This window comes from Paenibacillus albiflavus, assembly GCF_004344915.1.
In the GTDB taxonomy this organism is placed as follows: domain Bacteria; phylum Bacillota; class Bacilli; order Paenibacillales; family NBRC-103111; genus Paenibacillus_AM; species Paenibacillus_AM albiflavus.
Window position 1 is genome coordinate 364218 of record NZ_SKFG01000002.1, and the last position, 13463, is coordinate 377680.

The 13463-nt window shown below is 39.6% G+C and carries 16 protein-coding genes; all 16 read left to right on the forward strand.

Annotation, left to right across the window (positions count from 1 at the left end):
• Positions 1-138: 138 nt before the first annotated feature.
• The 16 genes from E0485_RS04875 (at position 139) to E0485_RS04950 (ending at position 13457) form a co-directional block, all read left to right on the forward strand.
• Positions 139-792, forward strand: a complete 654-nt coding sequence (locus E0485_RS04875; RefSeq protein ID WP_132416832.1) for a FusB/FusC family EF-G-binding protein — start codon at positions 139-141, stop codon at positions 790-792.
• A 169-nt stretch (positions 793-961) separates the two neighbouring features.
• Positions 962-1759 carry an NUDIX domain-containing protein gene (locus tag E0485_RS04880; protein WP_132416833.1) on the forward strand — a complete coding sequence of 266 codons (798 nt, stop codon included), beginning with the start codon at positions 962-964 and terminating at the stop codon, positions 1757-1759.
• 76 nt (positions 1760-1835) lie between these two features.
• The gene (locus E0485_RS04885; RefSeq protein ID WP_132416834.1) at positions 1836-2387 is read left to right on the forward strand and encodes a cysteine hydrolase family protein; all 552 of its coding nucleotides are present in this window, start codon (positions 1836-1838) and stop codon (positions 2385-2387) included.
• Positions 2388-2451: 64 nt separating this feature from the next.
• Positions 2452-3894 (forward strand): nicotinate phosphoribosyltransferase, encoded by a 1443-nt coding sequence (locus tag E0485_RS04890; protein WP_132416835.1) that lies wholly within the window; start codon positions 2452-2454, stop codon positions 3892-3894.
• 15 nt (positions 3895-3909) lie between these two features.
• A complete protein-coding gene (gene nadE, locus E0485_RS04895; RefSeq protein WP_132416836.1) occupies positions 3910-4704 on the forward strand; it encodes an ammonia-dependent NAD(+) synthetase in 795 nt (264 codons plus the stop codon).
• Between the two features lie 12 nt (positions 4705-4716).
• Positions 4717-5883: a purple acid phosphatase family protein gene (locus tag E0485_RS04900; protein WP_132416837.1), complete on the forward strand. Its 1167-nt coding sequence runs from the start codon at positions 4717-4719 to the stop codon at positions 5881-5883.
• 47 nt (positions 5884-5930) lie between these two features.
• Complete coding sequence (locus tag E0485_RS04905; RefSeq protein WP_132416838.1) at positions 5931-6629, forward strand: HAD family hydrolase; 699 nt, start codon at positions 5931-5933, stop codon at positions 6627-6629.
• A gap of 105 nt (positions 6630-6734) precedes the next feature.
• Positions 6735-7184: a hypothetical protein gene (locus E0485_RS04910; RefSeq protein ID WP_132416839.1), complete on the forward strand. Its 450-nt coding sequence runs from the start codon at positions 6735-6737 to the stop codon at positions 7182-7184.
• A gap of 287 nt (positions 7185-7471) precedes the next feature.
• Complete coding sequence (locus E0485_RS04915) at positions 7472-8827, forward strand: PepSY-associated TM helix domain-containing protein (RefSeq protein WP_132416840.1); 1356 nt, start codon at positions 7472-7474, stop codon at positions 8825-8827.
• 98 nt (positions 8828-8925) lie between these two features.
• On the forward strand, positions 8926-9384 hold the full coding sequence (locus E0485_RS04920; RefSeq protein WP_132416841.1) for a hypothetical protein: 459 nt from the start codon (positions 8926-8928) through the stop codon (positions 9382-9384).
• Positions 9385-9394: 10 nt separating this feature from the next.
• A complete protein-coding gene (locus tag E0485_RS04925; protein ID WP_132416842.1) occupies positions 9395-9739 on the forward strand; it encodes a hypothetical protein in 345 nt (114 codons plus the stop codon).
• A gap of 143 nt (positions 9740-9882) precedes the next feature.
• On the forward strand, positions 9883-11091 hold the full coding sequence (locus tag E0485_RS04930; RefSeq protein ID WP_328591255.1) for a YbfB/YjiJ family MFS transporter: 1209 nt from the start codon (positions 9883-9885) through the stop codon (positions 11089-11091).
• 2 nt (positions 11092-11093) lie between these two features.
• The gene (locus tag E0485_RS04935) at positions 11094-11582 is read left to right on the forward strand and encodes an NUDIX hydrolase (protein ID WP_132416843.1); all 489 of its coding nucleotides are present in this window, start codon (positions 11094-11096) and stop codon (positions 11580-11582) included.
• Between the two features lie 40 nt (positions 11583-11622).
• The gene (locus tag E0485_RS04940; protein WP_132416844.1) at positions 11623-12405 is read left to right on the forward strand and encodes a PhzF family phenazine biosynthesis protein; all 783 of its coding nucleotides are present in this window, start codon (positions 11623-11625) and stop codon (positions 12403-12405) included.
• Positions 12405-12821 carry a GNAT family N-acetyltransferase gene (locus E0485_RS04945; protein ID WP_328591256.1) on the forward strand — a complete coding sequence of 139 codons (417 nt, stop codon included), beginning with the start codon at positions 12405-12407 and terminating at the stop codon, positions 12819-12821. Before E0485_RS04940 ends, E0485_RS04945 begins: the two co-directional genes overlap by 1 nt.
• 102 nt (positions 12822-12923) lie before the next feature.
• A complete protein-coding gene (locus tag E0485_RS04950; protein WP_132416900.1) occupies positions 12924-13457 on the forward strand; it encodes a DUF4269 domain-containing protein in 534 nt (177 codons plus the stop codon).
• Positions 13458-13463 lie beyond the last annotated feature (6 nt).

Here is a 13463-nt window from a genome sequence, read left to right on the forward strand (position 1 = left end):
AAGCCTATTGTTGGGGCGATACTTTGCATGGGGCTGGACAATTATCGTTAACCTTGTCGCCCAAGTGAGCATATATCGTTTCTAATAATGGCTTTGCACCTTATTGATTGACTATCCAAAATAAGGGGCTGAGTCGAAATGACGATGACATTTATTAGAAACCATCAGTATAATTTGATAACTAGGCAGGTCGGTCTGCTGCAGCAAGCGTATGACAACGTATCAGACAAGAAAGTGATTAATGGTGTTAAGAATAACATTCATGCAAGAATAATAGCAGCATTTCCAGAGGCAACAGAACTTCAGATCGAACAATTAGATCAGGCCGCAGCATTAAGTTCCAATGATGATTGTCTGCAATATTTAAGTTCTCTAAAGACAAACCTAATTGCATTCGACACGGTAACCGAGAAGCAGATCAAGAAGCTTTTTCCGAAGATCAAGAAGCTTAAAGTTCTAGACTTAGAATCCATTGATTACCGCTATATCACGTATCTCGGCTGGACCGATATTGCTACGAATAGATTATTTATCGTGTATCATCTTAATGGGAAGTTGGTTGGAATCGAAGGAAGATATACTCCACTGACGAAGAAAAGCACATGCTTCTTATGCAATAGGCCGCAAGAAGTTGCGCTCTATTCCGCGATTACCAAGTTCAAGCCAACAAATGCTGCATCAGATTACTACAAAGCCATTGGTAATTATATGTGTGTGGACAGTACGACTTGTAATAAGCACATTACGGATGTCGCCAAGTTGGAGAAATTCATTACAGACGTAGTTGGATAAAAGATAGTTATTAAGAGCTTGCCTATAGGGGCAGGCTCTTTATTTGTGTGACATCGAGATATTATATAATATTATTTCAATATTATCGTTTCGTTAATATTGACTTTCGTTCATTGTTCCTTTAAGATAAATCTATATCAGAAATCACTGAATTGAACGAGGTATCATTATGAACCCAGCAGAGCTTCAAGCAGAGCAAGAGTTTCTCCAGAGCTATGACCCGAATAAATATGAACGTCCAATAGGCGTTACGGCAGATATTGTGATATTCACGATCACCAGTGAAGTGCTAAGCGGCAGTACCAAATGCCTTCCGAAGCGCAGCTTAAGCGTATTACTAATTAAACGTAATGGGCATCCTGAGAAAGGAAAGTGGGCGTTACCAGGCGGGTTCTCATCTGCGGATGAGACATTGCTTGAAACAGCGCAGCGAGAGCTCTATGAAGAAACAGGAGTAGACAATATTTATCTTGAATTGCTTAAGCTCTATGACACACCTGGACGTGATAAGCGTGGCTGGATTCTATCAGCGGCACATGTCGCACTTGTGAATGAACAGTATTTAGCGAACCGCAAGGCTGCGGATGATGCTGATGACGTTCAGCTATTTACGATTGAGGAAGTAGCGAAGCTTGATCTAGCTTTTGATCATAGGCAAATTATTACGGACGCAGTTACTTACATACAGAAGCTAATGCTGCAGACGACAATTGCCAGAGAATTTTTACCAAGTAAATTTACACTTGCAGAGCTTCTTCAGGTTATTCAAACCGTCGTTCCATCTTACCAAATTACGAAAACGAATTTTATTCGCAAAATGCTTCTAACGAAGAAGCAGCCAATCGTCATTCCTGCCCAGAATGAGTTCTCTACCGAGTTCTCTCAGCGACCAGCACAGCTATACCAATTTGCGAATAGTTATGTTCCGCATCTTTCGATCTATGTTGATCCATCACCCAAGACATGATCGAAGTTTTTTCATCCATAACAAAATACATTAATCAATAATATTGTTTAAATAATTTAAAAAGGAGTTGTTCATAATGGCAAAAGCATTAATCGTCATCGACTATACGAATGATTTTGTGGCAGACAACGGTGCACTAACTTGTGGAGAACCAGGGATTGCAATTGAGAATGACATTACCGCTATCACACAGGAGTTTATCACTGCAGGAGACGAAGTTATATTCGCGGTTGATATTCATACGGAAGGTGACAAGTATCATCCGGAGACCAAGTTGTTTCCGCCTCATAATATCGAAGGAACAGAGGGACGTGCATTATTTGGCAAGCTAAGCGAACTCTATGTACAGAACCAGAATCAGCCGCATGTACATTGGATGGACAAAACAAGATACTCGGCTTTTGCAGGCACTAATCTTGATATGATCCTGCGGGAACGTGGGATTACAGAGCTTCATTTGGTTGGTGTGTGTACATCGATCTGTGTTCTTCATACCGCAATGGAAGCTTACAACAAAGGTTATGGCATCATTATTCATCGAAATGCAGTAGCTGATTTTAATCCCGAGGCGGAACGCTGGGCACTCAACCATTTTACAACCGTACTAGGTGCACAGATCATCGACTAAACTACAGGCAGCGAGATATACGATTACAACTAGACAATAGGATAGGATAGGATTGGTGAATGCTATGAATCATGAGAATTTAACGTTGCACACAGATAAGTATCAGATCAATATGATGTATGCGCATTGGAAGAACGGAACTCACAATAAGCGTCGTGTGTTTGAAGTGTTTTATCGGAAGAACCCATTTGGCGGCGGGTATGCAATCCATGCTGGGCTTGAGAGAGTACTTCAATATTTGGATCAGCTTCATTTTGACGAATCTGATTTGGCATTCCTACGTGAACAGGAAGAGAATTATGATGAAGCCTTCCTTGATGAATTGAAGGATTGGAAGTTCAACGGAACGGTTCGTGCTGTTCGAGAAGGGACAATCGTATTTCCCAATGAGCCACTCATTCAGATTGAAGCGCGTATTTTCGAAAATCAGTTGATTGAAACAGCAATTTTGAACTTTACGAACTACCAAACATTAATAGCAACTAAGGCTAACCGAATCAAACAAGTAGCACCGCATGACACCTTGCTGGAATTTGGTACTCGTCGGGCACAAGAAGCATCGGCTGCATTGTGGGGAGCGAGAGCAGCCATTATTGGCGGGTTCCACGCAACAAGCAATATGCTAGCTGGCAAAATGTTCGGAATTCCAACCAAAGGTACTCATGCTCACGCTTTTGTGCAGGATTCAAGTAATGAGCTTGATGCGTTTAAGGCCTATGCTAAGGCATTACCGGATCATGTTACACTGCTCGTAGATACATATGATACACTCAAAAGTGGTGTCCCTAATGCGATTATTGTCGGCAAACTACTCGAAGAACAGGGAAAGACGTTGAAGGGGATTCGTCTGGATAGCGGTGACCTTGCTTATCTATCGAAAGAAGCTCGAAAAATGCTTGATGCAGCAGGATTGAACTATGTCAAAATTGTTGCCTCGAATGATCTCGATGAATATACAATTCACAACTTAAAATCGCAAGGTGCTCGCATCGATATTTGGGGCGTTGGCACGAAGCTGATTACTGCGGAAGATTCGCCTTCGCTTGGTGGTGTCTACAAAGTAGTCGCTAAGCAGGAGAATGGAGAATGGGAGCCAACGATCAAAATTTCGGGCAATCCCGAGAAAGTGTCGACTCCATGCAGAAAGAAATTGTATCGCATCGTTAACCGCCGTACGGGAAGAGCAGAAGCGGATTATTTGACCGATTATGATGAAGTCCTCGATGTGAACAAGACGCTCAAATTATTTGATCCCGTTCATACATATTTACAGAAGGTCGTTACCGATTTTGAAGCCGTTGAGCTTCTTGAGCTTGTGTATGATCAAGGACATAGAGTTCATAAACCACTGACATTAGATGAGATCAAAAACTATAACGAGCAGCAGCAATCGATTTTCTGGGAAGAGTATTTGCGTAATCTAAACCCTGAGAAATATCCAGTTGATATAAGTCAGAAGCTATGGGATACCAGAATGCAGCTTATAGCGAAATATAGCGGAAAGTAAGGAGTGTAGACGATCATGCAACAAGAAATAATTCGTGCTTTGCACGTTCAACCAACAATAGATCCAGCCCAAACTTATCGCTCTATCGTAGATTTCCTCAAACAATACTTAGTAGATACGAGAGCCAAAGGATATGTGCTCGGCATTTCGGGAGGACAAGATTCGACACTCGCAGGCAAAATTACACAAGCTGCCGTATCGGAACTTCGAGCAGAAACGGGATTGGATCTTCAGTTTATCGCAATGAGACTGCCATACGGTGTTCAGATGGATGAGGCGGATTGCGAGGATGCACTAGCTTTTATAGAGCCAGACCAGATGATTGTATGCAACATTAAGCCTGCAGTTGATGCAATGACCGATGAGCTAACGCTTCCGTTAAACAAGTTTCATCACGGGAATGTCAAAGCGAGACAGCGGATGATCGCACAATATGCTATCGCGGGTCAACAAAATATGCTCGTTATCGGTACAGACCATGCCGCTGAAGCTGTAACAGGCTTTTATACAAAATGGGGAGACGGTGCTGCGGATGTAGTACCTTTAACAGGGCTAACGAAGAGACAAGGAAAATCCATTCTCCAATATCTGAACTGCCCCGAACATCTTTATACGAAAGCTCCAACTGCAGATCTTGAAGATGATAAACCTGGATTGCCCGATGAGGTTGCTCTTGGTTTAACCTATGACCAGATCGATGATTACTTGGAGGGTAAAGTCGTAGATCAAGAAGTGGCGGAGAGGATTCAAGGATTCTATACACGTTCGGCTCATAAGCGCAAAATGCCTAGCACAAGATTTGATTCATAATAGGAGGAGACCATGCTTACGATCATCAAAGGACCGTATTTGCAATGGCCAACGATAAACTCCATCACGATTATGTGGGAGACGGATATTCCGTCTTCCTCTAAAGTGGAGATCTATCTGGCAGAAAGAATTCATAGTGGCTATCAAGGGAATTATAAGAAGCCGGAATATATTGTCACGGCAGTATGCGACGAAAGTTTTAGGAATATTCATTCAATTACAATTGAGCATTTACTGCCAGGTACGACTTATTTTTATAAAATCTACTCCGAAAATGACAAATCAGAGGTTGAGGCTGGTCCGTATCCATTGAAGACAGCAGTTGGCCGAGGGGTTCCGTTCTCATTCACAGTTACAAGTGAAACAGGGGGATACAGTGGATTTGATCAAACAAATGGTCAATTGAATGTTGATCTATTTGCTCAAATGCAGCGCTACCGTCCTGACTTTACGCTTTTTGTTGGTGATGTGGTGAATGATGGGAAGGAGTATGCGGACTGGGACAAGTATTTTTTTGGTCCAGGACGTGACTTTATGCGTACGACACCGTTCTATAGCTGTCTAGGCAATCATGAAAATTATGCTTCTTGGTATTATGAGTTTATGGGATTTGCTCCGCCTAAAAATTATTATTCTTTCGATTATGGTGATGTACATTTCACTTGCCTGGATAGTACCGATTTTGTGAAAAAGGATAGCTATCCTTTCAGCCAAGACGAGCTTCGTCCGGGTAATCCGCAATATGATTTTTTGATACGAGATCTCCAAGCCGCTACTGCCAAGTGGAAAATTGTCTATTTTCACTATCCGCCTTATGTGTCTGGAGGCTATCAAGTTGAAGTTCTGCGTCAACTATGTCCTATTTTGGAAGAATACGAGGTTGATCTAGTCTTCAATTCGCATACGATCGTATATGAACGCAGTCACCCGATCAGAGCAGGTGAGATCGATTTTGACAAAGGCATTGTCTACATCGTCAGTGGCGGAGCAGGCGCAATGCCCGATTGGCTGCTTCCGAAGCGAGATTGGCATACGTCGCAATCGCTAGCTGTCCCGCATTTTGTCCAAGTAGTTGTAACGTTAGAGCAATTGGAAGTAAGGGCGATTGATTTGGAAGGCAGACTATTCGATACGATGCAGATTAGGAAGAATGCAGATGGTGTGAAAATGATCTTATAAGATAGAACTGTTACTAGAGATTACTAATAATTGAGAGGAAGATACCAATGATTAAAGCGGTTTTCTTCGATTTATTTGAGACTTTGATTACAGAGTTCCAAGATGGTGTAAGGATCGCTAATCACAATAGCTTCTCATCAGATCGATTAGGTATTTCAGCAGATGATTTCAATAAGGCATGGTTAGAGAGAACGGAAAAAAGGATGATTGGTAATTATGCTGACTATCCTTCTGTTCTTAGAGAGATATTGGAACAACATGGACTACAGTTAGACGATGAACTGCTTAAGATCTTTCATCTTGAACGAATTGTGGCAAAAGCTGTGCCTTTTGAACAGATCGATCCTGAAATTATTAACATGCTTAATAAATTACGATGGAACAACATTCGCTTATGTCTCATTAGTAATTGTGCAGTAGAAGAGGTAATGTCATGGAAGAGTAGTCAACTTGAACCGTATTTTGATGAATTTATATTTTCGTATGAAGTTGGAATCGCTAAGCCTAACCCTAATATTTACCAACTTGCATGTGATCGAATGCAAGTACAGCCAAGTGAAGTTATTTTCATTGGGGATGGTGGTTCATCGGAGTTAGAAGGAGCACGTGCTGTGGGTATGCAAGCTTTGCATGCTGTCTGGTTCTTGCCTGAACATCGAAAGAATCAATTGAATGAGTTCGCTAAATTATATAAAATTGAAGACCTTATTTATTTCATTCAAAAAGAAAATAAAGTGAGTATATAAATCTATCTAAGTGAGTTTCAAGCATCGTGCAATCAGCAAATAAAACCAATTCATGTAACAAGGGATTGGTTTTTGTGTAAAATCAAGAAAAGGGGTGTGTTGGATTTGAAAAAGAATGGATTAATAACTGCATTTGCTATTGTGCTATTCGTTGGAATCGGTATTTATCTTTTTGCTAAGTCAATTGGATTTTTTGATTCAAATCTATCTCCAATTGCACAATCGGATATTCCACAAGTTCTGCATCTATCAGAACAGCCTGTTATACCGAATAGTCTTGATATTATAACAGTCGAAAAATATGATGATAAGTTCCTTTTTCCATCTGTTAGAATTAAATACAAGGATGGCATAGTTTTGAATTTATATACAAGCTCTATTGCATACAAGGATATGGACATAGAAAATATTCTAATCGAAGGACACGAAATAGAGTGGTATAGAAGCAATGATAAGCATGCTTATGTGACTAAATTTAACCGCCTCACTTATGCCTTTGATTTCCTGCCAAATATGAAGGATCAAGTTGAAAACTATATCAGATCTTTAAAGTGATCACATGCTAGATAGGATTACATAGAAAAACATTCGCTCATGTCTCATTAGGAATTGTGCGCAATGCATGTCTGTTAGTTTCGATATTTTTCCACAAATTTCAACAAAAAAAGACTTGTCTATATGATGTGTATAAAATACTATTAAGCATTATCGATAAGAAGAATGATTCTAATATATATCTACTAATATGTGGGTGGGATTAAATGTTACCAGTTGGACGACAACAACAAATACTAATCTGATTAGAACAAGAAGAGATGTTGCACGTTAGGAGAAAATCAGACATGAAAAAAGGGAATTACAATCGTTTATGGCGGTGGCATTTTTATGCTGCATTGTTTATTGCACCGCTACTCATCACGTTAACGCTAAGCGGCATCGGCTTTTTATTTTATACAGATGTAGAAAACAATGTTTATGATCATTTATTATTTGGAAAAAGCGAATCTATCGTACAATTATCGATTGACGAAGGCATAGGGAAGGCAGTCGAGCAATATAAAGACTATTCTGTCTCGAAGGTTATTATATTAGATGATCCGTATAATGCACGTTTAACAATGACCAATCAAGATGGTGACCAATTGTATGCATTTTTAGATGACCATAATGAATTAGTTGGTAGTCAAAATGCGAAATATACATTTGCCAATGTTATGAGAAATACACATAGTTCGCTCTTTGTCGGTGGAACTGTTGTCAATTATTTAGTTGAGTTAGCTGCATGTTGGGCAATCTTCTTATTGTTTACTGGTATATACATGACGTTCAAGGGAAGGGCACTGAAGAAGAGACAGAATCCAACAAAGCGACAGTCCAGCAAGAAGTGGCATGCATTAGTTGGAACCATTATTACGATTCCAATGATTATCATTATTTTTACAGGTTTACCTTGGTCTGCTTTCATGGGTGATTTTATTTACTCAGCATCTCAAAAGTATCCATCTATTGGGACTCCAATGATAGCGCAGCAGCCGCCTACTTCGGATATGAGCGAGATTCCTTGGGCCACTCGTAAAAATGAGGCACCCAAATCAAGCGAGCCTCATGCGCATCATGATGGGATGGCTCATATGGAAATGTCTGATAACAGCAATCGGATTAGTGTCCAACAATTGATGACAGAAGTTGGGAATGCGAATATATCCAAGCCGTATACCATCATTTATCCAATGAGTGAAGATGGCGTTTACACAGTATCAAAAAGTAGTAATACGGGTGTAACTGGCCTAGATGTTAGTCCGTATGAAGAAGTAACATCCTATTTTGATCAATATAGCGGTAAATTAATTTCTAAGGTAGGGTTTGAGGATTACGGCATCTTAGCAAAATGGTTTACATGGGGTATTCCATTACATGAAGGTCATTTATTTGGCTGGCCAAATAAATTAATTAACTTAGCTCTTTGCCTTTCTTTCCTATTCGTCATTTTTTGGGGATTTAAAACGTGGTTGTCTCGTAAAAAAGAAGGTAAGTTCTCAGCTCCTCCAACAGTTTCGAGTGGTTTATCGATTGGTTTCATTGTTTTCATGGTGATATTGGGAGTAGTTATGCCGCTATTTGGGATTTCCTTAATCGCAGTAGCAATTATTGAAGGCATTATTTATTTCATCCAAAAAGGAAAAAAAGTGGGCATATAAAAATCGATCTAAGTGAGATTCATACAACGGATATTTAGTAAATAAACCAATTCATGCAACATGGGATTGGTTTTTTGCGTTATATCAAGAAAAGGAGCGTGTGTAATCTGAAAAGGTATGTATTAATAGCTGCACTTGCCATTGTGCTATTCGTTGGAATCGGTATATATTTTTTAGCTAAGTTGTATGGATTTTTTGATTCACCTCTATCTCCAATTGCACAATCAGATATTCCACAAGTTCTGCATTTATCAGAATTGCCTGTTATACCAAATAGTCTAGACATTGTTACAGTTGAAAAATATGATGATGGATTTACTTCTCCATTTGTTAAAATTCAGTATAAGGATGGTATTGCTCTGAAAATGACTTCAAAATCAGGTACATATAAAGATATGGAATTAGAAAATATTCAAATCGATGGGCATTACATAGAGTGGTATAGAAGCAATGACAAGCAAGTTTATTCAACAAAATTTAACCACATTAATTATTCCTTTGAGTTCGCTCCAAACTTGAACGATCAAGTTATAGATTATTTGAAATCATTAAAGTGAGGATTCGGAAATGAAATATAATAAGCAGTTAACAACGACATTGTGCATTTTATGTAGCTTCCTATTAATTAGTGCATGCTCTTCATCAAGTAATGAAAGCTTCGCATTTCAGGCTATGATTAGATGGGACGGGAAGATCTATGTGGGAACAGATGAGAAGATTACGAATGTCGAAAGAAAGATTGGGTCGATAATGTATTATTCATCTGATGAAAATAAGTCTGACAAGGAACGCAGCTCGAACTTTTATAAAAAAGGAACATCCATTTATCAAATTAATTCCATTGATGTTGAACAAGCTCTTGCTGTAGAAGTAGAGTCAGGTGTCTATGTTAAAGCGATTCCAGTTGAGTAATACTTATTGAACAAGCCTCCCACTTTATTTAAATAGACAGTAACATCACTTAGTTCTGGGTGGTGTTATTTTTTTCTATATTTACTAGAATGAATACTTCAGACTATAATGAATTCACATAATATATTTATTACTACAAGGGGATGCCTAAAATCAGGTCACAGACAATTCGAACATTAATTGGTGGAATCCTATCATTATTTATTGCGATGGGGATCGGTAGATTTGCGTATACCGTGGTTCTGCCATTCATGCAAGAGGCATACCAATTCTCTGATGCAACTGCCGGTTATTTAGCAACAAGTAATTATCTGGGTTATTTTGTAGGAGCCATCGTTGCGGCCAAACTAAACATGGAGAAAAAGCGAATCTTATACTTGCGTATTGTTCTGCTGCTCAGCATTGGAACAACTGCCTTGATGGGGTTAACGGGAGTTTTTTCGATTTGGTATTTTCTGCGGTTTATATCTGGTGCGCTGAGTGCATTTGTATTTGTTTTAGCTTCAAGTATTGTTCTAGATCAATTAGCAAGAGAAGGTAAGTCGCATCTTTCTGGCATCTTGTATGCGGGAGTTGGGCTTGGCATTATGATAAGCAGCATCATTGTTGCTCCACTACATCAATTAACATCTTCGGATGGCACATGGATTGGTTTAGCCTTGCTGGCATTCATTCTGATGATCTTTGTATGGTTCTTCATTCGACCTAGTCGATCTAGCTTTCGAGCAGAAGTACAATCAACACCCGTGATACATAACTTGCCAACTCCGCCCAAAAAGTGGATTCCATGGTTAGCAATCGCTTATTCGCTAGAGGGATTGGGCTATATCGTAACGGGCACGTTCATCGTTCTCATTGCACAAACCTCGAGTTCTTTTCATGGAGATGCTACGATGGTGTGGATGATTGTCGGTATTGTTGCAGCACCTTCATGTATCATTTGGTCTAAGATTGCGCAAAAGCTCGGTTACGTGAAATCCTTAATCGTTTCGATGGTAGTTCAAGCTATTGGAATTCTACTGCCTGCTATTGCAGAAAGTTCAGTATTCATATATGCAAGTGCAATTTTATTCGGATTTACATTCATGGGAATTACGACAGTTACGACAACGCTTATCAGACAGATGGTTCCCATGAATAGCAGTCGAATCATTGGCTTCTTCACTACGGGATATGCCTTTGGTCAAATGCTTGGCCCATCATTAGCAGGGATTCTTGCAAATCTTACAAGCAGTTATAGACTCGCACTTATTGGAGCAGCGGTAGTTGTTTTCATAGGAGGGCTGTGCTTAATCAGCGGGCTTAAATATGAAAGTAAATATAAAACAAATAACATCAGTTGGGGGAATTGAACATGTTAATGCCAACACATATTGTTGCAGTCGGTGGAATCGTAGAGAATGAACAAGGTGAGATTCTGTTAGTGAAAACTCCGCTTCGCGGCTGGGAATTTCCGGGTGGACAAGTGGAGGTAGGAGAGAATCTAATTGATGCATTACGTAGAGAGATTCTAGAGGAAAGTGGCATTGACACCACAGTTTCGCATATGATTGGCGTCTATTCCAACACAAGCAGTTACAAGTGGTTTGACGGTATAACCGATGTTCCAACTAAGCTAATTATCGATTTTGTCTGCAAGTATGCAGGCGGTGAGTTAATCACCTCTGAGGAAACAACTGCTACAGGTTGGGTCCCGAAGGATCAAGTGTTAGAATTAATCGCTGCACCAGCCATTCGAACTCGCTTTCAGGCGTATTTGGATTATAAGGGGCAAGTGAATTACATGGAATATGTCACCAAGCCGCAGTTTGAAGTGAAACTGAATCAGCAGATTTCGGAATAAAAAGATGAGTGAACAGAGCAAGTATAGGAGGCAAACATCTATGAAAATGTATATAGTGGACTCTTTTACGAACAAAGCTTTTAAAGGGAATCCAGCTGCAGTATGCATTCTTGAATCAGAACAAACTGATCAATGGATGCAGCATGTGGCATGTGAAATGAATTTGTCAGAAACAGCTTTTTTACTCAAAAATGGAAATGAATACGCTTTAAAATGGTTTACGCCAACTGGTGAAGAGGATTTATGCGGTCATGCGACACTAGCGACTGCACATATTCTTTGGGAAGAACAATTGTGTAATGATCATGAACTCAGATTCAATACACGCAGTGGATTATTGACTGCTATCCGTAATCAAGATTGGATTGAAATGAACTTTCCAATAGAACTAGAGCAGGAAGTTACCCCGCCGACTGAGCTGATTGAGGGGTTAGGAACTGCGTATCGATATGTCGGTAAGAACAGAATGGATTACATCATCGAAGTTGCTGATGAAACTACGTTATGTAATCTTCAGCCGAATTTTACGTTGTGGAAGTCCGTTCCATCAAGAGGTATTATTGTAACGAGCAAGTCGGATCGATCAGATGTTGATTTTGTCTCTAGATGCTTCTATCCAGCAAATGGCGCAGATGAAGATCCAGTTACTGGATCTGCGCATTGCTGTCTTGGCCCTTATTGGCAGGCGAAGCTGCATAAAGAAGATTTGGTCGCTCTTCAATTATCAAGCAGAGAAGGCTTGCTTAAATTAAGAATTGAAGAGGGACGGATAATCATCCAAGGTCAAGCAGTTACAACGCTAAAAGGGGAGTTATTGGCATAATGATTGTTTACCTAGATTCTCTTGACCAAATAACTGAAGATCAGCTCGATTCAGGGTTCTTTGATGGGTGGCCTAATCCGCCTTCTGTCAGAAATTTTTATAAAATACTTGAGAATTCTAGTTATATTCAATTAGCATTAGATGTTGAGTCGAATAAAGTGATTGGTTTTATTAACGCTCTATCTGATCAAGTCTTAGCTGCATATATCCCGCTTCTAGAAGTTATTCCAGCGTACAAGAATCAAGGCATTGGTACTATTCTTGTAGAGCGTATGCTAGAGAAGTTGCAAGATTATTATATGATCGATTTGCTATGTGACGAGGAGCTTCAAGCTTATTACACCAAGAGAGGTTTGATCAAAGCCTCGGGTATGATGAAGCGGAATTACCAGAATCAATCGGGAATACAAGTGTAAAAATCATAACGACCTGGGTTAGAATCATGTTCTGTGCCCAGGTCCTTTTATCTTTAAGAAAGAAATATTAATGACATTAATAATTTAAAAGTGGTGATAAGCATTTTTACAGATATAACATATTTGAGAAATGGGAATGAGAAGCAGCAGCAGGTTTATCAACTGCTTACCCAAATGCACCTATTCGAAAATTTAGCTAGCTATAAACCCGTGCTATGTGGAACGATACCGATCGCTATTGATAATGAGAACTCGGATTTGGATATTATTATGGAAGTTTATGATTTTGCTGCGTTCAAGAGCAGAATGAACGAATTATTTGGCAGTTATGATGAGTTTAAATTACAGGAGAAGCTAATCCGTTCGACACCGACGATAAAAGTTAATTTTAACTATGGCGGCTTCATGTTTGAATTATTCGGACAACCAAAGGCAGTCGCCCATCAGAATGCCTATAGACATATGATAATCGAGCATCATTTATTAAACTTATATCCCGACATTAGAGAAGAAATCATTCGCTTAAAAAAGGCAGGAATGAAAACGGAGCCAGCATTTGCCCAAGTCCTGGGACTAAACGGTGATCCCTATGAGGAATTACTAAAGCTGAAAATAGATAAGGTTCAACAGAACTAGGAGGCG

What these genes read in the sequence shown, in the direction of transcription:
- E0485_RS04875 (WP_132416832.1), top strand. Translation starts at nt 139, where the DNA reads ATGACGATGACATTTATTAGAAACCATCAGTATAATTTGATAACTAGG.
- E0485_RS04880 (WP_132416833.1), top strand. Translation starts at nt 962, where the DNA reads ATGAACCCAGCAGAGCTTCAAGCAGAGCAAGAGTTTCTCCAGAGCTAT.
- E0485_RS04885 (WP_132416834.1), top strand. Translation starts at nt 1,836, where the DNA reads ATGGCAAAAGCATTAATCGTCATCGACTATACGAATGATTTTGTGGCA.
- E0485_RS04890 (WP_132416835.1), top strand. Translation starts at nt 2,452, where the DNA reads ATGAATCATGAGAATTTAACGTTGCACACAGATAAGTATCAGATCAAT.
- nadE (WP_132416836.1), top strand. Translation starts at nt 3,910, where the DNA reads ATGCAACAAGAAATAATTCGTGCTTTGCACGTTCAACCAACAATAGAT.
- E0485_RS04900 (WP_132416837.1), top strand. Translation starts at nt 4,717, where the DNA reads ATGCTTACGATCATCAAAGGACCGTATTTGCAATGGCCAACGATAAAC.
- E0485_RS04905 (WP_132416838.1), top strand. Translation starts at nt 5,931, where the DNA reads ATGATTAAAGCGGTTTTCTTCGATTTATTTGAGACTTTGATTACAGAG.
- E0485_RS04915 (WP_132416840.1), top strand. Translation starts at nt 7,472, where the DNA reads ATGAAAAAAGGGAATTACAATCGTTTATGGCGGTGGCATTTTTATGCT.
- E0485_RS04925 (WP_132416842.1), top strand. Translation starts at nt 9,395, where the DNA reads ATGAAATATAATAAGCAGTTAACAACGACATTGTGCATTTTATGTAGC.
- E0485_RS04930 (WP_328591255.1), top strand. Translation starts at nt 9,883, where the DNA reads ATGCCTAAAATCAGGTCACAGACAATTCGAACATTAATTGGTGGAATC.
- E0485_RS04935 (WP_132416843.1), top strand. Translation starts at nt 11,094, where the DNA reads ATGTTAATGCCAACACATATTGTTGCAGTCGGTGGAATCGTAGAGAAT.
- E0485_RS04940 (WP_132416844.1), top strand. Translation starts at nt 11,623, where the DNA reads ATGAAAATGTATATAGTGGACTCTTTTACGAACAAAGCTTTTAAAGGG.
- E0485_RS04945 (WP_328591256.1), top strand. Translation starts at nt 12,405, where the DNA reads ATGATTGTTTACCTAGATTCTCTTGACCAAATAACTGAAGATCAGCTC.